This is a genomic window from Gilliamella sp. BG1, assembly GCF_046635625.1.
Classification (GTDB): domain Bacteria; phylum Pseudomonadota; class Gammaproteobacteria; order Enterobacterales; family Orbaceae; genus Gilliamella; species Gilliamella bombi.
Window position 1 is genome coordinate 84,995 of record NZ_JBIDFG010000009.1, and the last position, 21,838, is coordinate 106,832.

A 21,838-nucleotide genomic window follows, 5' to 3' on the forward strand; every position below is an offset into this window, starting at 1 on the left:
TTTGTGTAATATTTTAAAATTTGGATTAGTATACATAATAGTCGATAAGTAAATTTACAAAATAATCAAACAAATATTATTGAATTGCTTTATAATGCATATGAATAATTTATTTTTTGTTTATTTAGGATACATTTCATGTCATTTGGCTCTCTTGGTTTAGATACTGAGATTTTAAAAGCAATTCAAGAACAAAACTATACCGATCCAACTCCCATTCAACAACAAGCTATACCTGTAATCTTATCTGGTAAAGACCTTATGGCGAGTGCACAAACAGGAACAGGTAAAACGGCAGGGTTTGGTTTACCAATATTACAAAAGCTTATTGAACAGCAAGCAAAAGAAGCTAATAATCCAAAATCTAAAAAAGGCAAACGTCCTTTATATGCCTTGATTTTAGCCCCAACGCGTGAGCTGGCTGCGCAAATAGGTGAAAATATTCGCGATTATAGTCGTTATTTGCCCATTCGTTCATTAGTAGTTTTTGGTGGAGTGAGTATTAATCCACAAATGATGAAATTGCGTGGTGGTGTGGATATTTTAATTGCAACACCAGGGCGATTGCTTGATTTACAGCAAAAAAATGCGGTGGATCTGTCAACGATTAAAATACTGGTGTTGGACGAAGCTGATCGCATGTTAGATATGGGATTTATACATGATATTCGTCGTGTGATTGCCAAGCTACCTAAAAAACGGCAAAATTTAATGTTTTCGGCAACTTTTTCGGATGAAATAAAAGTTTTGGCTCAATCTATTTTGCAGTCACCTGAATCTGTTGCTGTAGCAAAAACCAATAGTGCTTCAGATCAAATTACTCAATATGTTCATCGAGTTGATAAACGTCGTAAGCGTGAGCTACTGTCTTATTTAATCGGTAAAAATCAGTGGCAACAAGTGTTAATTTTTACACGAACCAAATATGGTGCAAATCATTTAGCGGAACAATTAACGAAAGATGGCATTAAATCAGCAGCTATTCATGGGAATAAAAGCCAAGGAGCTCGTACAAAAGCATTAGCTGATTTTAAAAGCGGACAAATTAGGGCATTGGTTGCCACAGATATTGCCGCTCGAGGTCTTGATATAGAGTTATTACCTTACGTTGTTAATTATGAGCTCCCTCAAGTTGCTGAGGATTATGTTCATCGTATTGGTCGAACAGGTCGAGCGCAGAATCAAGGGCAAGCTCTCTCGCTTGTGTGCATTGATGAATTGCCACAATTAAAAGCAATTGAAAAATTAATTAAAAAAAAGATTCCAGAATTAACAACCAAAGGGTTTGAAGTTGATCCAAAAATTAAAGCTGAACCTGTAAAAAAATCGCCACCAAGGCGTGCGCCAGCAAAAAAAAGAAGTTCATCTTCAAATCGATCGTCGCAATCCAATCAAAATGGTGTGAAAACTTCCAATAAACATAATCACACTAAAAATAAGCAAACTTATATTTAATAAGAAGGAAATTATTATGGTAAATCGCAGCAGACGTTTACGAAAAAAATTACACATTGAAGAGTTTAAAGAATTAGGTTTTACCGTTAGTTGGTCGTTTGAAGAAGGTACAACTGAAGAAACTTTAGATAATATTGTCGATCAGTTTATTCTTGAGGCTGTTCAACCTAATGGTTTAGCTTATGAGGGTAGTGGTTATTTAAATTGGAAAGGGATTATTTGCACCCAAAAACTAGGCAATTGTACCGAAGAACATCGTGACATTGTCACAAAATGGCTAAACGAACACGGTCTAAAAAGTGTTAAAACTAGCCCACTTATCGATATTTGGTGGGATGAATTAGAATTCTAATCTATTGGTGATCTCTAAATAGAAAATAGTCACTGGTGTGGCTATTCAAGTACAATATAGTATTTCGGTAAGGAGTACTTATATAATGAACGAAGGTACTATTTTTAAACTTGATAAAAAGTATACGCCTTTTTTATTCAAAGCGATAGAAGCAGCAAAGAAAAGCGAATTTGTGACCAAATATAAATACGATATCGATCATTTTTATATATCTTTTAATAATTATATAAGAATAAATAATGGATTTAGCTGTTATACAATAAGTTTTTATTCGAAAGAGATAACGCAAGATAATTGGATGGACATTGGGGCAGGCGGAATAGTTATAGATGATATAAATGTTGATATAGATATTGATTCTGGCGATGTTATTTCCATTTATGCAAGCCGTTAACATAAATAAGAATTTATAAAAATTATTGGTATATAAAAATAATTACATTAGCGGTTATATTATAGCTACTAAAATTTTTTAAATTATTTAATAGTAAATCGCTTTATATATTGGTACAGCTATTTTTTTCAATGATAGATTATCAACGGATGATATTACAACTTTAATATGCATTGCTTTTTTATAATTTTCTTTCCAACTGTAAGTAAAAGATATCCAAGCTAATATTTACAAATCTTAACAAAAAGGTCAGCATTTTATATTTAAATGATGTTATTTTTTATTTACAATATAGGCTTGTTTTAGTGAGTTACTATATTTCTTTTTTATCTAAAACAAAAATGATTTTATAAAAATTAATCGATACACTATATAAAAATATTATATTAAACAATTACTTGAAATATTGAATAGGTTATGGTAGAATGAAAAAAGAAGCAACACAACACAACACAACACAACACAACATTAATTTATTCTTTGTGTAAAAAAATATTATCAAGTAAATTCCTCAAAAATTCATTCTTTGTTTATAAAAATTGCCATAAATACATTATTTATTATCTTAGATTGATAAAAATACGAAAAATTCAGATGATAAATTTCATCTTTTTTATCTTTATGACATTATTGACCATTACTAATAGTTATGCTGCTTTATCTGCAAAGACAATAAAAACAATTGAAGGTTCAGCCCCTTATATAAAATTAAATGGCTCTGCTATTAATGAACTGGCTGATTTATTGAGTTTTCAAAAACCTGATAGTTCCTCTAATTATGTAGTAATTTATCCATCGATAAATAAAGTAATTTATGCGCATAATGGGGACAAATTTAATCAATTTATTACAAAAGTTGTTGCTGATGGACAACCAAAACGTTTATCAAATATTGTGGGAGTAAGTTATGGTGATGATGATGGTGATTTCGCTCATTCAACTATGGGAATAACAGGTACATTAACTGCTACTTGGCGCTATCGACAGTCAGATGGTACGATAAGAACGTTATCTGCTGATGAATTAAAAAACAAATTAGATTCATGCCAAAGCCCATATCAATTGACGATTAGCGCTAATGGTGTTAAAGCGCAATCTCAATATGGTATACCATTTGAACATGCTTATGGTAGTCTTAGTAAAACGTATACAATAAAAGTTGATGATTTCAAAGTTTGCTATATAAAGCCTGCTAGTTTACAAATTTATGATGCTTCTGGCGTTAACAAAAACACTTGTACCAATACAACAAATTGCAAATTTATTGGTGGTTATAATCCTAGAGTTTTCTTCCCTAATGAGGGTTTTTCGGCTTTGGCTCCTACTAAATTCCCCACAACGGCTTTTGATCAAGCAAAATTTACTTTAAGAATGAGTAATGAACAAAGTGATTATATTTATACATCAAGTAATCCGAATTTAGTCTCAATAAGTAATGTAGCGGGAAGTGAAGGTGTTGTTACCTTTAATTCATCCGTTCATCCCAATTTACCTTTTAATGTAATTTTAACAGCAAAGACAAAACCCAATACAATAAGGCCTTCAAAAACGTTTATTTATTCTTTTACCATTAAAAAATGGATACGAGCACTTCCTCCAACACAATATAAAACAGAGGAGTATTTAAATACTGGAAATGGTATTTTCCCTGCAGCTAATGCTTGTGCTGGACGTGATTTAGGGATGATTAGTGCAGAAGAAGCGGCAAGTTATTTTTATTCACCAATGGAACTCAGCAATGCTCCAAGTGCAGCAACAGCTGTAAGCGGGAATGGAACTGGATCATTTCCTGAATGGTATCATAATCGGGAAGCCCGATTATCTCGAGATATAGATGGGACGTTTTATGGTGAATGGGGGAATTTATATAAAGGTTATCCTAAGAATGGTTTTGATTTATCTCAAGGATGCACTTGGAGTAGTCAGGCGTATACAAATGAACTTATATTTGGCATTGATATCCAAAATGGTTATGTAGGTTATAATTTGCTTAAATATGATGGATGCACTCCTGTTTGTCGAAAATAGTATCGAGAAAAAGCTACTTTAGCATTGTATAAAAACAATAAAAATTATTAATATACAGAAAATAGCCACATTCGTATTTGTGGCTATTTTTAGTATGGTTAATTATTCAATCCCTTGGCTACGCAAGTAATCTTCATAATTACCTGTATAGTCAATCACTTTTTCAGGTGTGATTTCAATAATTCGTGTTGCCAACGAACTAACAAATTCACGATCGTGTGAAACAAAAAATAGCGTGCCTTGATAAAGCTCTAATGCCATATTGAGTGATTCGATAGATTCCATATCTAAATGGTTGGTTGGCTCGTCCATAACAATAATATTTGGGCGTTGCATCATCAATTTACCAAATAACATACGTCCTTTTTCACCACCTGATAGTACTTTGACTTGCTTTTTAATATCATCTTGTGAAAATAACAATCGGCCTAAAATACTACGTACGGCTTGCTCGTCATCGGTTGGCTGCTTCCATTGACTCATCCAGTCAAATACAGTTAAGTCGCCTTCAAATTCGTATTCGTGATCTTGTGCATAATAACCAATATTGGCATTTTCAGACCATTTTATATCGCCTTGTTCGGGAGTAAGCTCGCCCATTAGTGTTTTTATTAATGTAGTTTTACCAATACCGTTAGTCCCTAAAATAGCGACTTTTTCGCCCACTTCGACCATTAGGTTTAAGTTTTTAAATAGTGGACCATTATCAAAACCTTTGGTCAGGTTTTCAACAACAAGCGCATTACGGAATAGTTTTTTATCTTGTTCAAAACGAATAAATGGATTTTGACGACTAGAGGCCTTGACTTCTTCAAGTTTAATTTTTTCAATTTGTTTTGCGCGCGAAGTTGCTTGTTTTGATTTAGACGCATTGGCACTAAATCGACTAACAAAAGATTGTAGCTCACTGATTTGTGCTTTCTTTTTGGCATTGTCAGCTAATAAACGCTCTCTCGCTTGCGTTGATGCTGTCATATAATCATCATAGTTACCAGGGTAGATGCGAAGCTCACCATAATCCATGTCTGCCATATGGGTACAGACCATATTTAAAAAATGGCGGTCATGCGAAATAATAATCATGGTGCTTTCGCGTTGATTTAAGGTGTCTTCAAGCCAACGGATAGTATCGATATCCAAGTTATTGGTCGGTTCGTCAAGCAATAAAATATCGGGATTTGAGAATAAGGCTTGGGCTAATAATACTCGTAATTTCCAGCCTGGTGCGATTTCGCTCATTAATCCATAATGTTGCTCAATTGGAATACCAACACCTAATAATAATTCACCCGCACGAGCTTCAGCGCTATAACCATCCATTTCGGCGTATTGGGTTTCTAAATCAGCAACTTTAAAGCCGTCTTCTTCGCTCATTTCGGGAAGTGAATAAATGCGATCACGTTCTTGCTTAATCTGCCATAATTCGGTATGTCCCATAATTACGGTATCAAGTACGGTAAACTCTTCAAAAGCAAATTGGTCTTGGCGTAACTTACCTAATCGTTCATGAGGATCTAAAGCAACATTGCCAGAGGTTGGCACTAAATCACCACCAATAATTTTCATAAAAGTTGATTTACCACTGCCATTGGCGCCAATTAAACCATAACGATTGCCATTACCAAATTTAACTGAGATATTTTCAAATAATGGCTTACTGCCAAATTGCATTGTGATGTTATTTGTACTTAACACTAGAATTTACTCTCTTTAACATGCGTTTCACTCATATAAGTAATAATTAGCCTTTGAGTGAAGTCGCGGAAATATGAATTGGCGCATATTATGCCATAATTAATCATTTTTGAGGATCTTTGTTTTAGATAACGGCATTTAAGGAGGAGATATTTAATTATTAATATATTGTAAAACATATGAAAAATCAGTGATATTTACTCTTTATGATTAAAATAATTCCCTAAATTCTACAAGATGTTAACCGTTTATCAAATTGCTTTAAACAACGTGAATCATTTCTAAAATTTATTTTTATTTTTGTTTCCAGGTTAATAGCGGAAAAATATCATCACTTGATATTACCATAATAACTCATTGATTTCCCTTAAAACCTTTTGAGTGAAAAATTCATTTAAATCAACATTCTATCTGAGAGATTTTTATTGTAACATGCACTAATCTTTTAAACATCTGAAGTGATTGATTTGTCGTTGAAAACTATCGACAAATCAATCCCAACAAAATTTAAATTTTATACTTAATTATTTTTTATACTGAAACACATAGTTACCTGAAACTTTTTGACAACATTCTCAGGGTTTTCATCGCAGACAAAAGCGCCCTAATGAATCAATAATTATCTTTTTACACTCCTTAACAAATACCCTAATTTCAAATTTGAAAAAACCGTTTAACCTATTTATACTTTATATTGAGTATATAAAATTAAAATAAATATATATTGAAACAAAGGAATTAGAAACATGTTAACATGTTGTTTAATAGCTAGCTATCACTTGAGTTTATTTTTTGGATTGAAAACAAGACGTAATTTATTGATGGTAAGCATTACCAATTCGCTATTGCCTTTTCATTTAGGATTAAATTCGAATTTTAATTTACTTATAAAATCTTCAAGGTTTTTATTATCTCATTTTTCCATCACACTATTATTTATTGTTATAAGTCTATTATTAACTGCCAATATCAATATAGCAAATGCGTTAAGTGCGACAACCAGTAATGTAATCAATGGTAGTGCACCATATCTAACCTTTGATGGTGGATTAACTAAGGCAGAAAATACCGAAGCATTACTTGCAATAACTTTAGCAGATGAAATGGAGATAAAAGCAAATGAAGATGTATCAAGCATCATAAAGCCGATAGAGCTACCACAAAGTATAAAAAAGTTTAGTGATATAAAAACAGTGGTGCCACTCCCAACATCAGGGAATAGCTATTATCCAAGTTTTGATTTAAATAATTTAATTGGTACTCCATACAATTATTGGGGCGATGATGATGGCGATGGTGATATAAGTGCCACTGGAAGTATAACTGTAAAGTGGCAAGATAATATGGGTAACGATATAACAGCAAACGTAAAAGCAAACCCAACCGAATTATTAAGTACTTCATGTGCTGCAAATTATCAATTAACGATAAAAGCAACCTCAGGCGAATTATCAACACGGTATGGTTCACCTAAAAAAAGTACTTTTAATGCAATAGAGCACACTTATTATATTAAACCACATAAAAATAATATAACCCCTTGTTCTGTATTATATGCACAACCCAATTTGGCCCATGATGACACTGCTTATGGCGACTATTATAATGAAAATTCAAATGGTGAGACATGGGTTGCTTGGAAGGGGTACAAAGTATCGAGTGCATCAAATAGTGGAAATTACGAAAATGACTCAAGCATAAAAGAAAATAACTTTCCAAGTACAGGATCGCATGGATTGTATTTTTATTTGTTATTTGAAGGTATAACGCCAGCAGAAGTATTAGCAGCCAATGGTAATCTAGTTAGTGCAGAAGAGGGGGGAAATGTCAGTTTAATATTAAGCACCGAAAATACGCCAAGATGGAGGCATGAGTATTATGGACCTAAACCATATGGGTATAGCGAGCCAGGTTTGAAGATAACGTTAAAAGGGCCGCGTTATAACTCAAATGATAAAAGTTTTAACCCTGTAACTTTTAAACTGTATGCTGATAGCAGTAAGAACAAATTATTATATGAATTCAGGCTAATGCGTTGGTATATAGCACAGCCTAATGTTGTGTATAATGGAACAGGAAATGGCACAGATGCTCAAACAGCTGTAAGGAATTATTGTCACAGTTTAGGAAGCGGTTATCGAATACCTGATATGAATGATTATACGAACACTAATAGGAGAGGTTGGTCAGGTGGGATACCTGGACGGAATAAATGGGCTGCTCTTCGTCAATTGAGTTACCAAACTGGAGGAAGATGGATAGGGGGAATATTGAATGAATGGGGATGTATAGTCAATGACTGGAATGCTGCAGGCTCTGGTGGTGCATCCAAATGCAATGGTTATACTGGAACCGATTGGGATAGCTATATGTATTGGAGTGCAGATGTGTCATTAAGTGGTGATTATAAAGGTAAAGGAATGTGGGTAATATCGAATGTTGGTGCACCTCGTGTTTTCGGGGATTTTTCCTATTCAACTTATCGCGCTGTCTGTGTTACACCATAAAAAGACATTAATGGCAAATCCTTTGCACAGGATAGTTGCTGGTGAAATCTGTTTATCTCTAGGATTTACTAGCATTGTTTACAGTAATTTGAAAAATTGCTGTAATGGATATACATAAAAAACAAAACTAACGCCTTATTACAGACAAGAGATATGGCGCTTATATCATAAACGGTCACTGATTTGGCTAAAAGCTTTATGGTCATTCGCCCAACCATTTAACGTATTAAAGAAAGCCCGATTGAAGCTTTTGCCTTTTTGACAAGTAAGTAGGAGACAAAGTCAAAATTGAAATTGACTCACAAACTCAAGCCATTGTTGATATGGTTGAACGAGTATTAGCCGCAAGAGAATGATAATATTAATCGAATTTGTGTCATATTTAAGCTAATTTGTGCTGATTATAGATTGAAAATTCCTTATGATGGCTTTTATTTAATAGTTAAAAGAGGTTAACATGCGTATTTTGTACAAAGCGAAAGCCATTATTTATAGTACATTATTATTGAGTACAAGTTGCAGTAATGCGGCACAATTACAATTAACTAGCACTGATCTTGTCGATAGCGGGTTTACTGCTCGGTTTATATCCAATCAATTTGGTTGTCAAGGCGAAAATATATCCCCGCAAATTTCATGGCAAAATCTACCCAAAGCGACTAAAAGTTTAGTATTAACTATGTATGATCCTGATGCACCAACGGGTTCTGGTTGGTGGCATTGGGTGATTGTTAATATTCCTGTACAAACGTCGTTTATTAAACAATCAGCAGGAAATAATCCCAATTTATTACCTAAAGGAAGTAGGTTAGTACGTAATGATTTTGGCGTGATAAATTACGGTGGTCCATGTCCTCCGCTAAATTCGACTCATCGATATCAATTTACACTTTATGCACTAGACATTGATCACATTGAGGTTGATGAACAAACCACACCAGCTCTAATTGGTTTTATTGCTAATTCGCATCAAATAGCGAAGGCAGATATGATTTACTCCTACTCACGTTGATATTGGTTAATAGGCTATTAGGATTATGGATTTTGCTTCAATTGGTCGAGTGACTTATATAACACAACGTTGTAATCAAACCCTAAAGCAGATTCAAAGCAATGATCCAATGATTGTCTATGTCATAAATGGCGAAAAACAGATTGAATGTGAGGGCGAATATTTTAAGGTAAAAACAGGTCAATTAGTCCTAATTCCAGCAGGTAATTTAATGAATATCAATAATTTTTATATTGATGATAAGGATTATCAAGCCATCTGTTATTCTTGGCATGCACAGTTACTAGACCAATTTGCTTTATCTCATCTTTATCAGAGTAGTCAAATTCTTAAAAAAATTAAAGTTGAAACAATATTACCTGAAACTTTTATTACTCGATTGATACAGATTAAAACAGAATTATTGACACATAACCAATGCAATTCTAATCTTGTTAAACATTTATTTATTGAATTATTAATTAGATTATCTGCATTTGGTGTGTATTTTCCCCTGAATAATAACCCAAAAATTAGCCAAAAAATTCGCGAAATTATTAACCAGCAGCCAGACAAAAAGTGGCAGGCAGCAGAAATTGCTAAACAATTTGCTATGAGCGAATCAACTTTACGACGACATCTTGCTTTAGAAGGATATAATTTATCCAAAATTATCTTAGATATAAGAATGAATTTTGGTTTAATGCTGTTACAAACTACCCAAAAAACGATCCTACAAATTGCCCAAGAAGTGGGATATGAATCAGGCTCTCGTTTTGCTTTTTACTTTAAACAACGTTTTGGTTTTTCACCAAAGAGGCTACGTTAGTCAATTTTTTATCACTAACATTTAATTTTATTTATTAAATTTTTTTATGCGTGTTCATTACCGTGGTTTCTCAAATTACTGTATATAGCGACAATTGTTCTTACAGGTTGTCAATTATTTTCTCATAGTAATCAATTTTTATGATATAAAGTTTACAAGTGTTAAGCCAATTGATACGATCTGTATCTAGTTATTTTTTATATTCATCAATTATGCTTTATCTTATTTTTGTGACAATTATTTGGTCGTTTTCGTTTAGTTTTATTGGTGTTTATATCAGTGGACAGGTTGATACTTGGTTTGCTGTGGTTATGCGTGTTGTGTTAGCATTTATTACCTTTTTGCCTTTTTTACACTTTAGAAATATTAAGCTTAAAACCCTATTTCTTTTAATGGGGGTTGGGGCTTGTCAATTAGGGGTTATGTACTTTTTTTATTATAATTCCTTCCAATATATTTCAGTACCTGAAGTGCTGTTGTTTACCATTTTTACACCAATTTATGTCACGGTTATTTATGATTTACTGCAACGTCATCCATTACGATTGAGTTACCTTTTTACGGCAATAATAGCCGTTATTGGTGCCGCTATTATTCGTTATGATCATATTAGTGCAAACTTTATTATTGGTTTTTTATTAATTCAAGGGGCTAATATTGTTTTTGCCTTAGGTCAAGTAGGGTATAAAAGGATTATGGAGGTTTATCCAATGCCTCAACATCAGGCTTTTGCTTGGGTTTATTTTGGAGCTGTGATTGTTGCCAGCTTTGGCTGGCTGCTGTTTGGTGATGCATCAAAATTACCAACAACTAATTTGCAATGGGGAATTATTATTTGGCTTGGAATAGTGGCTTCTGGTGTGTGTTACTTTTTATGGAATTTTGGCGCGACAAAAGTTGATTCGGGTACTTTAGCTATTATGAATAATGTGGTTATCCCAACAGGGATTTTAGTGAATGTGGTTATTTGGCATCAATCATTAGACTGGTTACGCTTTATATTAGGTAGTGTAGTTATTGTGTTGGCACTATTGCTACACTACAAAATTAAAAATCGATCATTGAGTTAAGCACAATAAGCAGTTAAGGTAAATGTGTCATAATCGATAAAATTAGCGGCGTTGTAATAGAAGACAGCGTCGTTGATATTAGTAAGCTTGAAGCAATAGGTCCTTGTAACACTTCAAACTGTCTTGCCATCATATAACAATTTATTGCAATTGAAACCGAACTAAGTAATACCACTACCTGTAATTCCAAAGTTGGTAAACCTAATAGTTTACCCATAATGTAAGTAACAATTGGCAATGCAGCTAATTTTAAAATACAGATAGAGGTCGTAATAAGTAATTTGTCGCGAATTTTATATTCAGCCAGTCCCATACCTAGCACAATTAATGAAAGTGGTGCAGTCATATCGCTGACCATTTTTGTTGACTGATTGATAAATTTGGGCATAGGTAATCCAATATAATTTACGACAATCCCAGTGAAAATACCTATAATAATAGGATTTTTTGATACGTTTTTTAATGCTTTGATAAAGCTCCGTCCAGAAAATTTACCCATTTGAACAAATTCAATTGATACGGTAGCAAGTGTCCATAAAATCAGAGCGTTAAATATAACAATAATGGCTACAATGGGGATTGCTTTCTCGCCAAGTAGCATTTTGATGATGGGAATGCCAACAAAGACGGTATTAGTATAGATACCACCCATAGCAAAAAGTGTACTTTCTGAACCTGTTAATTTAAATAATTTTGATGCAACCAAACAACCAAACGCAAAGACGATAAATGATCCACCAAAAAAGACAAATAACACTTTTATATCGATCTGTGACTGTTCAGAAAAGTGGCTCATGATCTGAAACAGCATAATCGGAAACGCTATATAAAAGGTAAATTTGGTTAAGCTGTCGGTCACAGTTTTTTGCCAACGACCAATTTTAACAGCTAAATATCCTAATAAAATTAAGATAAATAAAGGCAAAGTAGATAAAAACTGTGCCCATAATGTAGTAAGAAATTCCATCATTATTATTTTATTGATGATTGCGTATAAAATACCATTCTAAGTCAGTTGATCGTTTCGAATCAAATTGATAGCCTTCTAGATTAAAACTTTTAATATCGTCACTCTTTTCAATGCAATTTTTTATAATGTATCGGCTCATTAGTCCGCGTGCTTTTTTTGCATAAAAACTGATAACTTTATAGGTATCTTTGCTTTGATCTAAAAAAATAGGCTGAATTATAGTTGCATTTAATTGTTTTGGTTTGATCGCTTTGAAATATTCGTTTGAGGCTAAATTGATTAATGTGCGATGTGATGTTTTGGCTAGTTCACTATTAAGGTGTTGAGTTAATTTATCGCCCCAAAATTGATAAAGATTAGTGTTACTACCATTTTTTAAGCGGATCCCCATTTCTAACCGATAAGGTTGAATTAGGTCAAGTGGTCTTAAAATACCGTAAAGACCTGATAATATTCTTAAATGGGATTGTGCAAACTTTAGATTTTTATCAGTAAAATCTTCAACATGTAATCCTTCATAAACATCACCTTTAAAAGCAAGTATAGCTTGTCTTGCATTTTCAAGATTAAAATCACTATGCCAATCTTTAAATCGCTCATAATTAAGTTCGGCTAATTTTTTGCTAATAGACATTAAGTTAGCTAAATTCTCAACACTTAGTTTTTTGCAATCTTGAATAAGTTTTTTAGTTGAGTCAATAAATTGAGGAAGTGTGTAATTTTGGGTTAATAATGGAGATTGGTAATCCAAAGTTTTCGCCGGAGAAATAATTGTTATCATACGTATTTAGCCTATTGTGTTTTGCAGTAAATAGGTTTATTTTACCTCTAATTCAACTCAAAGGAGTAGCAAAATGAACATCGATAAAAAAGAAATACATGATATTAAATCTTGGGCTTCTGTTCGTGAAACCTCGATTGAAATTGCTGAGGCTATTTTTGAGCTAGCTAACCATGATGAAAAACTTGCCGAACAAATTTGGTCAGAAGGCAGTGATGAAGTGTTGAAAATTGCGTTTTCTAAAACCAAAGCGGATAAGTTGTTCTGGGGTGAACAGACTATTGAACGTAAAAATGTTTAAATCTTTATGAATTTGACTTTTTTAGGGACAAGTGCTGGTTCCCCAACATTACAACGTAATGTGAGCAGTATTTTATTGGATCTTAGGCAAGAGCGGGGTAAGTTCTGGCTTTTTGATTGTGGTGAGGCAACTCAGATGCAAATGCAAAAAGCCAAGTTTAGTCTTGCTAAACTTGAGATCATTTTTTTAACACATCTACATGGCGATCATCTGTTTGGACTACCAGGTGTTTTAACTTCCCGTTCCTTGATGCAGAATCAATCTCCTTTAACATTGATCGCTCCGAAAGGAATTAAAATCCTTATCGAAACTGTTATTGAAATTAGTTATTCTTGGTTAACCTATCCTCTTAACATCATTGAGCTTGAAGAAAATTGTACCGTTTTTGAAGATAATCAGTTTCAAGTAGAAGCAAAATTATTACAACATCGTGTGCCGTGTTTTGGTTATCGTATTATCGAAAAAGATCTACCAGCTCAGCTTAATATCGATAAATTAAAGCAAGATAATATTCAGGCTGGTCCTTTTTATAACGATCTTAAAAATGGTAAAACAATTACACTTGATGATGGGCGAATAATTAATGGCACAGATTACTTAGGTCAAATTAAAAAGGGCCGAAAGTTAGCAATTTTAGGTGATACTATTCCTTGCCAAACCTCAATTGATCTTGCTAATGATGTTGATTTGCTTGTTCATGAAGCAACCCAAGAACATGCTTTAGTTGATAAGGCTATTGAACGTGGTCATTCCACCACTGTACATGCGGCAACGATTGCCAAACAAGCTAATGCCAAAAGACTTATAATGACTCATATAAGCCCAAGATATAATTTGAATAACAATAAAAAGTTAGTTAATGAAGCAAAAAGTGTTTTTGCAAATACTGAAATCGCTACCGATTTTGCAACTTTTTCCATTTAGTTAGATTTATTTTATAAAATTTCGCCGAGGTTATTTTATCGGCGAATAAAAAACAGATTAAAGACAAAAATCCTTAATTAGTTGTTCTATTGCTATTTTAGTTGGTTTTAAAAAGTCCATTGAAATAAACTCATCGGGCTGGTGTGCTTGTTCAATTGAACCAGGTCCTAATACAATCGTTGGTGAAATTTGGTTTAGGTAGGGGGCTTCTGTGCTGTAGTTGACAGTCTGCGCACTATGACCGACTAATTTTTCAATGTGTTGTAATGCTGGATGATCTTTTTTACACTCATAGCCCGGAATTGGGGCAACTTCGTATTCTATAGCAATTCGATTTGGATATTTATCCATAACGGGTTGCAGTGCTTCACAAAGCGCATGATAAAGTGAATCAACATCGTTATCGGGCAATACACGAATATCAATCACTAGCTCACAACAACCGCAAATACGGTTGGCCGCATCCCCCCCGTGAATAACACCTAAATTTAGAGTAGGGTAAGGAACGCTAAACCCGTCATTATGATATTGTTCTTTAAATTTTTGTTTTAGTACTAACAAGCGTTCAATGACTAAATTCATCACTTCGATAGCGTTAATACCTTTATCGGGATCGCTAGAATGCCCTGATTTACCAATGACTTTAATGGAATTAGAGATAAATCCTTTATGTGCTCTGATGGGGATTAACGATGTTGGTTCGCCAATAATAGTACAGTCGGGTTGTAATTTAGTATTCTTCGCAAAAAATGCGGCACCAGCCATTGAAGTTTCTTCATCGGCGGTGGCAAGGATATAAATGGGTTTAGTTAACTTTTTAAGATCAATATCACGCAGCGCATCTAAAATAAAGGCAAAAAAGCCTTTCATATCAGCGGTGCCAAGTCCATATAACTTATTATTTTCTTCCGTTAATTTAAAGGGATCTTTACTCCATTGCCCATCATCAAACGGAACAGTGTCACTGTGTCCACTTAGCAATAAACCACCTTGGGTTTTATTTTCGGTATTTGAATAAGTAGCTAACATATTATATTTATGACGAGTATTAGGAACAGGTTGGATATCAATAGCAAAACCTAAATCTTCAAACCAACAGGCTAACTTGTCGATGAGTGCTTTGTTAGAATAATCTAATTTCTTGTTAGTAACGTTACTAATTGTTGGTATTGAAATTAGTTCGTTATATATTGTTAAAAAAGACGGTAGGGCCATAAAAATTACCTTTAAATGTTAAACGAAAATATATTATTTTATAATGCTATAAGCATAGCATTTACCTTTTCATTTGCCTATCAATAACCTTATTGTTTCATTTTCTGTTTTATATTAAGCATAAAATTAATTTAATCGTTTGAATATTAAAAGCAAGGTTTAGAATATGTTTTTTATTATTATCGTTATCTTTGATAAAAACGGGCTATAAGCCCGTTTCAGTGATTGATTAACTGTAAAAACAACTATTGTTGTGGGATGATTCTTATCTTTTGCCCACCTTTTGATACGGCTTGAATATCACGATCATACATTGCTTCACCAAATGCAGGTGGAATGCTATAGATTCCTACATTAGTTGCTTTTATTTGATAGGTGAATTCTTGTATTTTATTATTATAAGTTGAACCATAAATAATAACACGATCTTCACGTACATCTGTATATTCAGGATACCAAGTGTATTTTCCTGTTTTTATACTAATTGGTGAAATCCAGCCATAATTTTCATCATAATCATCTTCTTCATAGTCATCATATTCTTCATTATCTTGAATATATTCGTCATAATCTTTTTCCTGAGAATTTATTGGTTGTTGTACTACTTCAAAACCACCTGGTAGTAAATCAACAATGGCAATATTAGTTGCACCTTCATCTGCTAGTGCTCGGATTCTAACTGTTACGTTAATTTTATCGCCAAGTTTGACTTGTTCAACAGGTTTGCCATCAAGATCAGTAAATTCACGATATACTTCAAGCCCCCTTTTAATTGGCTCTTTAGGGATATCTTTGTCATAACCTTGTTCAGACAGCATATACCAAACAGGTAAGCTTGATTTATTAGTTATGCTTAATTGTGCATCTTGATCATTAAACTTGCCTTTAGCTAAAATTCCACTTAAATTTGCAATAATTCTTTGTTTTTCTGCATCCTTTGATATTGCATTAATTTCAAGAGTATCTTTAGATAAATTTGATTGTTCAATGCTCTGCGAATAACTACTTAAAGCCAATATTGTCATTGCTGCTGATTGAGTAGTATATTTTTGTTTATTTAGCATGATAACCATATTTTCTAATGCTTGTGCAGGAATATCTTTTGCTTTTTCAGGAAAATGTTTACTAATTAAATAGATTTTTCCTGCATTAACGACCAGTGGATCATAATAGTTGTTTAGCCACCAAGCACGATCATATGCAGCTTCTAATTGTTGCCAAACAGGTTTGATTAATTTATTTGCTTCTTTATCCATCTTTAACATTTTATATGATGAAGCTAAATACATTGCTGTTATATCTTTTTTCCATGAATCATCTTTTCGATTAAGATTGCTAATGGTAGAGGCTAAATAGCTTGTTGTAACTTGATTTTGCCTTGTTAATAAATAGATAGCATAAGCACGTACTCTTAAACCATAAGTACTAGTATCACTAGATTCAGCAATTGTTTGCAAATATTTATTAGCATTATCAAGCATTTTTTGGGGAACTTGATAGCCCATTTCTTTTGCTTCAAGCATAAAGTTTACTGCATATAATGTAATAAATGGATCAACATTATAAGTTGAGTACCATAAACCAATTGCACCTTCACTATTTTGGCGAGATTGCAGCACTTGGAATAATTCTGATAATGGAGCTATTCCTTCTTTTGAGGCCAGATCAAATTCCTTATATTTACTAGCGATCAAAATAGGAATCGCGCGACTAACAATCTGTTCAGAGCAATAATGAGGGTAATCCTGCAAATAGGTACTTAGGCCTTTACTTAGTATGAATGGTGAATAAGCTGCAGCAGCTTCACGTTTACTTAAATTATTATACATGTCTCTAAAATCAGTAAACGTTTGTTTATGATCAGCCATTCTTCCCATTCTTGTGATTAATCTGTATTCAGTTAATGGCCGTATTGAAAGGCTAATATCACGAGTAATTGTTATATCATTATAGTTGGCGGAAAAGTGAAGATCGCCATTACCAAGCTGATCTGTTGCTTTAAAGTTAAATTTTAAAACCCCATCTTTGCCATTAGCCAATTCGATGGTTTTTTTATTATCACTCGTGATTGATAGATTAGGAGTGGTTGAAACTTTAACATTAATAGGAATTACTTTATCACCAATATTTTCAATAAGATTAGTTACGTTTAGTGAAACTTCAAACTCATCATTTGGTGCAGCAAAATATGGGACATTAGGTTGTAAAACAATATCATTATGTACTGTTGTTGACATTTGAGTATGTCCCATTGTTTTGTCACCAACTGATACTGCCATGATACGAATTTTGCCATTAAAATAATCAGGCACTTTATATTCAATGGTTTTATCGCCATCGACATCGATAATACCTGACCAATAAGCTACTGGTTCATCTATTTTCCGTTTAAATGGATTTAAATGATTTGATAAGACATCATCATTATCACCATCACCACCAGGGGCTGAAGCTGTTATTAAATGACGAAATTCTGGCAATATAAGATCTAAAATTTGCGACGTTCTTACAGATAGTGCTTTTTTGCGTAAGAAGCTATTTAATGGATCTTTCAGTTTATAATTTGAGACTTGCAAAATTCCTTCGTCTACGGCAAATACAACTGCTTTTTGTGGCGTATTTGTGTGTATAGTAATTGGTAGTGTATCTCCTGGTTTTATTAGTGATGGTGCTTGTAATACGATTTTATCGTTAAATTGATCATTTGAAATTTTGAAAGGTATAACACCGTAACTAAGTGGACTCATAAAAATTTCATCTGAATTTGGATCACGAATAAATTGGACATTAATATAACCATTACCACCAATGTCTTTTGGTAGGGTTATTTTTTGTATTGAGCTTGTTGTATCTGTGTGGAACCACTTCCAAGCATACACTTTGTCGCGCTCAATAGTAATAATACCACTACCTACATAAGGAGCTGTGATTGAGACTTCTATTTCATCACCTGGATTATATTGTGCGTCTTTAATTTTTAATGAAAGCTCTGCATTACGGTCTAAATTACGAGTAACATTCGCTTTACCTACAATAGAGTATTTACCTTGGTAAAGTAATTTGTCATCATTATTTTTGATTTGAATAATATAATTACCAGGATTTTTACTATCTAATTGATACCTAGTTTTATCTTGATTAATCTTAAATGGTTGTTCAGATAGAACCGATTCTTTACGGCGTGATTCATATTTATAAACTCCTGAAGATTGTCTAACTAATACCGATAGATATTTTTCTTCAATTAAAACAAGTTTTAGATCAGATAACTCTATTTTTTCTAAAGTCGGATTTATCGCTATAAAATCAATATGACGAACTGAATCCCTGTTAATATATCTTAAATTGCCATCCGCTTTAGCTCCGACTAAATAATCATTTGGTGAAATAAAGGTGCTTGCAGTTGTCGCAACGCTTCGTCCACTATCAGGCTCAAAAACATCGGTTAACATTCTTAGCGTGTAGTTTCCTTCAAAGCTTTGTATATTGTCATTGAGATTGAGTTTTACTATACCGTTTTCATCTGTTGTTTTTTCATCTAATTCAACTTTAAAACTATTTCTTTCACCAGAAATATTTTGGTAGAAATAGTAATCTTCATATTTTTTGAAATAAGGTGTTGATGGTTCAAGAATTAATGTATTTGTGACTCGACGATTAGTTGCATCAGTACCGATTAGGTTTTTGGCTTTAATCTCAGCTTGGATATTTTCAGGTTTTAACCAACCATCTTTTATTTCTGGCAACAACTTAAGAGAAACAGCAGTTTTATCTGGTTCAAATTCACGAACTACAACCGAACTTGAGCCTAATAGGATTCGCGATTCTTCATCATCATTTTTTAAATATAAATTAATATACCAATCGCCAGTAGGGGATTCATAGTTAGTTTTATAGCTAAGTTCATTAAAACCTGATTTATTTAGTACAATCGATTTTTTGAGTGCTAGATTGGATTTTGGATCGTAAATTTCTGCTTCTACGGTGATACCTTCTAAGGAATTAGTCCATTTTTGAGCTCTAACTATGGTACCTATATGGAATGTGTCGCCAGGGCGATAAACACCTCGATCTGAAAAGATGTGAGATCGTAACGCCCCACCATCAAGGGTTTCACGAATGCCACCAATATCAAAACGAGATAGATTTAAATTTCTTTCATAACTTTTGATTGGTAAAAATGATAGGTCACGGTCTTTTTCAACAACATATAAAAGAGGCTTGATGCCTTGATAATATTCAGACAATGGAGCAAAACGAACATGACCATTATCATCTGTAGTTTTAGACGTAATAGTAATTCCATTCATGCCTAGAACTGAAACTTTAGCACCGCTAATGGGGGCACCTGAACTTATTGATTGAATAAAGAGATCATTGGATTGATCAAGTGACTTTTTGGCGATAATTCCTAAATCCGTAACGACAATAAAGCGTGAAGCCATGAACTCATATTTAGTATCTTTTTTATCTTTTCCATAAAGTCTTAACAAAAAGACACCACGATTCTTATTCCCATTTGTGTTAGCAGTTAAGTAACGAGTTAAATCGACATTTGTGTATTTAACTTCTTCAGGAGCACCTGTAACGTCTTTAGTTATGCTGTATTTTTCAATAAAATGATCATTATCCAATTCGCCAAAATTCATATCGCTAAATTCGTAACTTTGATTAAAAGCTACCAAATGTTGAAGCTGTGAAGGGATAACGCGATCTATTTCTAACTTCATCTGCTCTACATTACGCGATACTATAGGTAGTTTTTTCTCGCCTGATAGAGATAATAATGACCCAGGCGCAGCAAAATCAAGATAAGTTGGGTAACTAGGAACTGTTAATATTGTCTGATAATCTTGTTTTAAAAAATACCCCTCTTGAGAAGATAAAGGTTGATTAACTTCAATATATAACTCAGAATTTTGTTCTGTGTTAAATTCAAAACTAATTTGGTTTTGATAAGCAAGTTCAGTATCAATTGGTTTTATTGATAGAGGCGTTGCTTTTTTAAGTATTTCTGATGTTATGTTGAGTTTTGTTTCATAACTACTAGAATATCTGCTGTAATATCGTTCTTTATATGGACTTTCTGGATTTTTAGGTAATTTCCAAACTTTAACTGATTTCGATAAATCATCAGATTTAACCGCATGACTTAATGATAAAACTAATACTTGTTGTATCTTTTCATTACTTTTTTCAACCAATGTAAGCTCAGATTTAGTAATGTTTAGATGATATTTATCAGGCACATCTACTGTGTTAGATATATATAAATCTGATGGATTCCCTCCTAAAGTTGAAGTAAATTTATTATTAATTGCTATTAATAAAAAACCCTTTTTATCAAGCAAAGGAATTTGTTCACTTTTTACGTAGGCAATTTTGTCGTTATCACCATAAGTAACTGTAAAACCTATCTTCTTTAGAAATACATCACCTTTATAAAGCGATAAAATAATATTTTCCTCAAAACTTTTTCTATCAACAGGATGACTAAATTGAATTGTATTTATAATATTCCTCATATCGGGTTCGGTAGGATTTATATAAACTTCTCCATAATTTTTGAAATCATACTTGAAGCTAGGAGTAGTAAAGGTAAATGTTTTATTAGTTCTTATTAGTTCACAATTTTCAGCGAATAATTTTGAGGGATCTAATACTACAGTATAATTAGTTCCAAGTGGCCATGTTTTATCTTTTGGCATGAACTTTATTGTTGAACCATCCGACCATGTCCATTTGCCTTCAATTTTTGGTAAAATGTTAACACCTTCGGTTATTTCGCCTTTACCGATTAGATCTAATGGTGCTGGTGAATGGCTAGGGCCGGTAAATTTGATCGATAATATATCATTACTTGTATCTGGTGAATGTAAATAAGTTCCATAACGATTTATCGTTATAGGAGCAGGTTCAATCGTTATAGGAGCAGATTCAATCGGTTTTGGGCGGTTTAAATACCAATGATAGGCATAATTTCCTGAAAAATAAGCAATAAATCCTAAAATAATACTTGCGCTAATTATAGTTTTTATTTTTTTTAATACAGAACCTGTCGCATAGTAAAATCTTTTTGCATCAGGTAACCAACTTGGTGTTGACCATTTAATATCGCCAATAATTGGGCTAAATAGCCAAAAAATTCCTTTTATTAAAATAAATAAAAAAATAAGAAAGGTACTAATTATTTCCCAAGCCTTTTGCAGTATATTAAAAGGTAACAGCAAAATAAATTTGAACAACTCCATTGTTTATTTCCTATTTCTAAAAAAAATTAATGAGTTATATAAAATAATTATATTTAAACACATAGTTACCTGAAA

At 33.0% G+C, this 21,838-nt stretch carries 15 protein-coding genes and 1 pseudogene; 11 read left to right on the forward strand and 5 right to left on the reverse strand.

The annotated features are described in order from the left end of the window. Positions 1 to 138 precede the first annotated feature (138 nt). From rhlE to ACGH80_RS06325, 4 genes are all read left to right on the forward strand, one after another. The gene (gene rhlE, locus ACGH80_RS06310; protein WP_296300907.1) at positions 139 to 1,455 is read left to right on the forward strand and encodes an ATP-dependent RNA helicase RhlE; all 1,317 of its coding nucleotides are present in this window, start codon (positions 139 to 141) and stop codon (positions 1,453 to 1,455) included. Between the two features lie 16 nt (positions 1,456 to 1,471). Beyond that, the gene (locus ACGH80_RS06315) at positions 1,472 to 1,807 is read left to right on the forward strand and encodes a YggL family protein (RefSeq protein WP_085164089.1); all 336 of its coding nucleotides are present in this window, start codon (positions 1,472 to 1,474) and stop codon (positions 1,805 to 1,807) included. Between the two features lie 85 nt (positions 1,808 to 1,892). After that, complete coding sequence (locus ACGH80_RS06320; protein WP_085164088.1) at positions 1,893 to 2,201, forward strand: hypothetical protein; 309 nt, start codon at positions 1,893 to 1,895, stop codon at positions 2,199 to 2,201. 594 nt (positions 2,202 to 2,795) lie between these two features. After that, positions 2,796 to 4,229, forward strand: coding sequence for a hypothetical protein (locus tag ACGH80_RS06325; protein WP_296300905.1), 1,434 nt, complete (start codon positions 2,796 to 2,798; stop codon positions 4,227 to 4,229). Between the two features lie 102 nt (positions 4,230 to 4,331). On the opposite strand, the gene ACGH80_RS06330 is transcribed toward ACGH80_RS06325, so the two are convergent. After that, the gene (locus ACGH80_RS06330) at positions 4,332 to 5,924 is read right to left on the reverse strand and encodes an ABC-F family ATPase (RefSeq protein WP_174798174.1); all 1,593 of its coding nucleotides are present in this window, start codon (positions 5,922 to 5,924) and stop codon (positions 4,332 to 4,334) included. Positions 5,925 to 6,670: 746 nt separating this feature from the next. Here ACGH80_RS06330 and ACGH80_RS06335 point away from each other — a divergent pair. The 5 genes and pseudogenes from ACGH80_RS06335 to ACGH80_RS06355 all read left to right on the forward strand — a co-directional run bounded on the left by ACGH80_RS06335 (position 6,671) and on the right by ACGH80_RS06355 (position 11,321). Beyond that, positions 6,671 to 8,431: a hypothetical protein gene (locus ACGH80_RS06335; RefSeq protein WP_296300903.1), complete on the forward strand. Its 1,761-nt coding sequence runs from the start codon at positions 6,671 to 6,673 to the stop codon at positions 8,429 to 8,431. 269 nt (positions 8,432 to 8,700) lie between these two features. Further along, positions 8,701 to 8,787 (forward strand): annotated as a pseudogene (locus ACGH80_RS06340) (riboflavin synthase); the annotation flags it as partial. Positions 8,788 to 8,888: 101 nt separating this feature from the next. Continuing rightward, entirely contained in the window at positions 8,889 to 9,443 is a 555-nt protein-coding gene (locus ACGH80_RS06345; RefSeq protein WP_411630702.1) for a YbhB/YbcL family Raf kinase inhibitor-like protein, read from the forward strand. 25 nt (positions 9,444 to 9,468) lie between these two features. Next, positions 9,469 to 10,251, forward strand: coding sequence for a helix-turn-helix domain-containing protein (locus ACGH80_RS06350; protein ID WP_411630703.1), 783 nt, complete (start codon positions 9,469 to 9,471; stop codon positions 10,249 to 10,251). Positions 10,252 to 10,409: 158 nt separating this feature from the next. Further along, positions 10,410 to 11,321, forward strand: a complete 912-nt coding sequence (locus ACGH80_RS06355; RefSeq protein ID WP_411630704.1) for a carboxylate/amino acid/amine transporter — start codon at positions 10,410 to 10,412, stop codon at positions 11,319 to 11,321. Positions 11,322 to 11,334: 13 nt separating this feature from the next. Here ACGH80_RS06355 and ACGH80_RS06360 read toward each other — a convergent pair whose 3' ends face one another. Both ACGH80_RS06360 and yaaA read right to left on the reverse strand, forming a co-directional pair. Continuing rightward, positions 11,335 to 12,291, reverse strand: coding sequence for an AEC family transporter (locus tag ACGH80_RS06360; RefSeq protein ID WP_034910537.1), 957 nt, complete (start codon positions 12,289 to 12,291; stop codon positions 11,335 to 11,337). 7 nt (positions 12,292 to 12,298) lie between these two features. Continuing rightward, the gene (gene yaaA / locus ACGH80_RS06365) at positions 12,299 to 13,072 is read right to left on the reverse strand and encodes a peroxide stress protein YaaA (protein ID WP_085164083.1); all 774 of its coding nucleotides are present in this window, start codon (positions 13,070 to 13,072) and stop codon (positions 12,299 to 12,301) included. A gap of 73 nt (positions 13,073 to 13,145) precedes the next feature. On the opposite strand from yaaA, the gene ACGH80_RS06370 reads away from it, so the two are divergent. After that, positions 13,146 to 13,373, forward strand: a complete 228-nt coding sequence (locus ACGH80_RS06370; protein ID WP_034910542.1) for a YccJ family protein — start codon at positions 13,146 to 13,148, stop codon at positions 13,371 to 13,373. 6 nt (positions 13,374 to 13,379) lie between these two features. Next, the gene (gene rnz, locus ACGH80_RS06375) at positions 13,380 to 14,297 is read left to right on the forward strand and encodes a ribonuclease Z (RefSeq protein ID WP_065610792.1); all 918 of its coding nucleotides are present in this window, start codon (positions 13,380 to 13,382) and stop codon (positions 14,295 to 14,297) included. A gap of 57 nt (positions 14,298 to 14,354) precedes the next feature. Here rnz and argE read toward each other — a convergent pair whose 3' ends face one another. Together argE and ACGH80_RS06385 are read right to left on the reverse strand one after the other, a co-directional pair. Further along, positions 14,355 to 15,518, reverse strand: a complete 1,164-nt coding sequence (argE, locus tag ACGH80_RS06380) for an acetylornithine deacetylase (protein ID WP_208610420.1) — start codon at positions 15,516 to 15,518, stop codon at positions 14,355 to 14,357. 239 nt (positions 15,519 to 15,757) lie between these two features. Continuing rightward, the gene (locus tag ACGH80_RS06385; RefSeq protein ID WP_411630705.1) at positions 15,758 to 21,763 is read right to left on the reverse strand and encodes an alpha-2-macroglobulin family protein; all 6,006 of its coding nucleotides are present in this window, start codon (positions 21,761 to 21,763) and stop codon (positions 15,758 to 15,760) included. Positions 21,764 to 21,838 lie beyond the last annotated feature (75 nt).

What these genes read in the sequence shown, in the direction of transcription:
- ACGH80_RS06335 (WP_296300903.1), top strand. Translation starts at nt 6,671, where the DNA reads ATGTTAACATGTTGTTTAATAGCTAGCTATCACTTGAGTTTATTTTTT.
- rnz (WP_065610792.1), top strand. Translation starts at nt 13,380, where the DNA reads ATGAATTTGACTTTTTTAGGGACAAGTGCTGGTTCCCCAACATTACAA.
- ACGH80_RS06350 (WP_411630703.1), top strand. Translation starts at nt 9,469, where the DNA reads ATGGATTTTGCTTCAATTGGTCGAGTGACTTATATAACACAACGTTGT.
- ACGH80_RS06315 (WP_085164089.1), top strand. Translation starts at nt 1,472, where the DNA reads ATGGTAAATCGCAGCAGACGTTTACGAAAAAAATTACACATTGAAGAG.
- ACGH80_RS06370 (WP_034910542.1), top strand. Translation starts at nt 13,146, where the DNA reads ATGAACATCGATAAAAAAGAAATACATGATATTAAATCTTGGGCTTCT.
- yaaA (WP_085164083.1), bottom strand. Translation starts at nt 13,072, where the DNA reads ATGATAACAATTATTTCTCCGGCGAAAACTTTGGATTACCAATCTCCA.
- ACGH80_RS06385 (WP_411630705.1), bottom strand. Translation starts at nt 21,763, where the DNA reads ATGGAGTTGTTCAAATTTATTTTGCTGTTACCTTTTAATATACTGCAA.
- rhlE (WP_296300907.1), top strand. Translation starts at nt 139, where the DNA reads ATGTCATTTGGCTCTCTTGGTTTAGATACTGAGATTTTAAAAGCAATT.
- ACGH80_RS06320 (WP_085164088.1), top strand. Translation starts at nt 1,893, where the DNA reads ATGAACGAAGGTACTATTTTTAAACTTGATAAAAAGTATACGCCTTTT.
- ACGH80_RS06360 (WP_034910537.1), bottom strand. Translation starts at nt 12,291, where the DNA reads ATGATGGAATTTCTTACTACATTATGGGCACAGTTTTTATCTACTTTG.
- ACGH80_RS06345 (WP_411630702.1), top strand. Translation starts at nt 8,889, where the DNA reads ATGCGTATTTTGTACAAAGCGAAAGCCATTATTTATAGTACATTATTA.
- ACGH80_RS06325 (WP_296300905.1), top strand. Translation starts at nt 2,796, where the DNA reads ATGATAAATTTCATCTTTTTTATCTTTATGACATTATTGACCATTACT.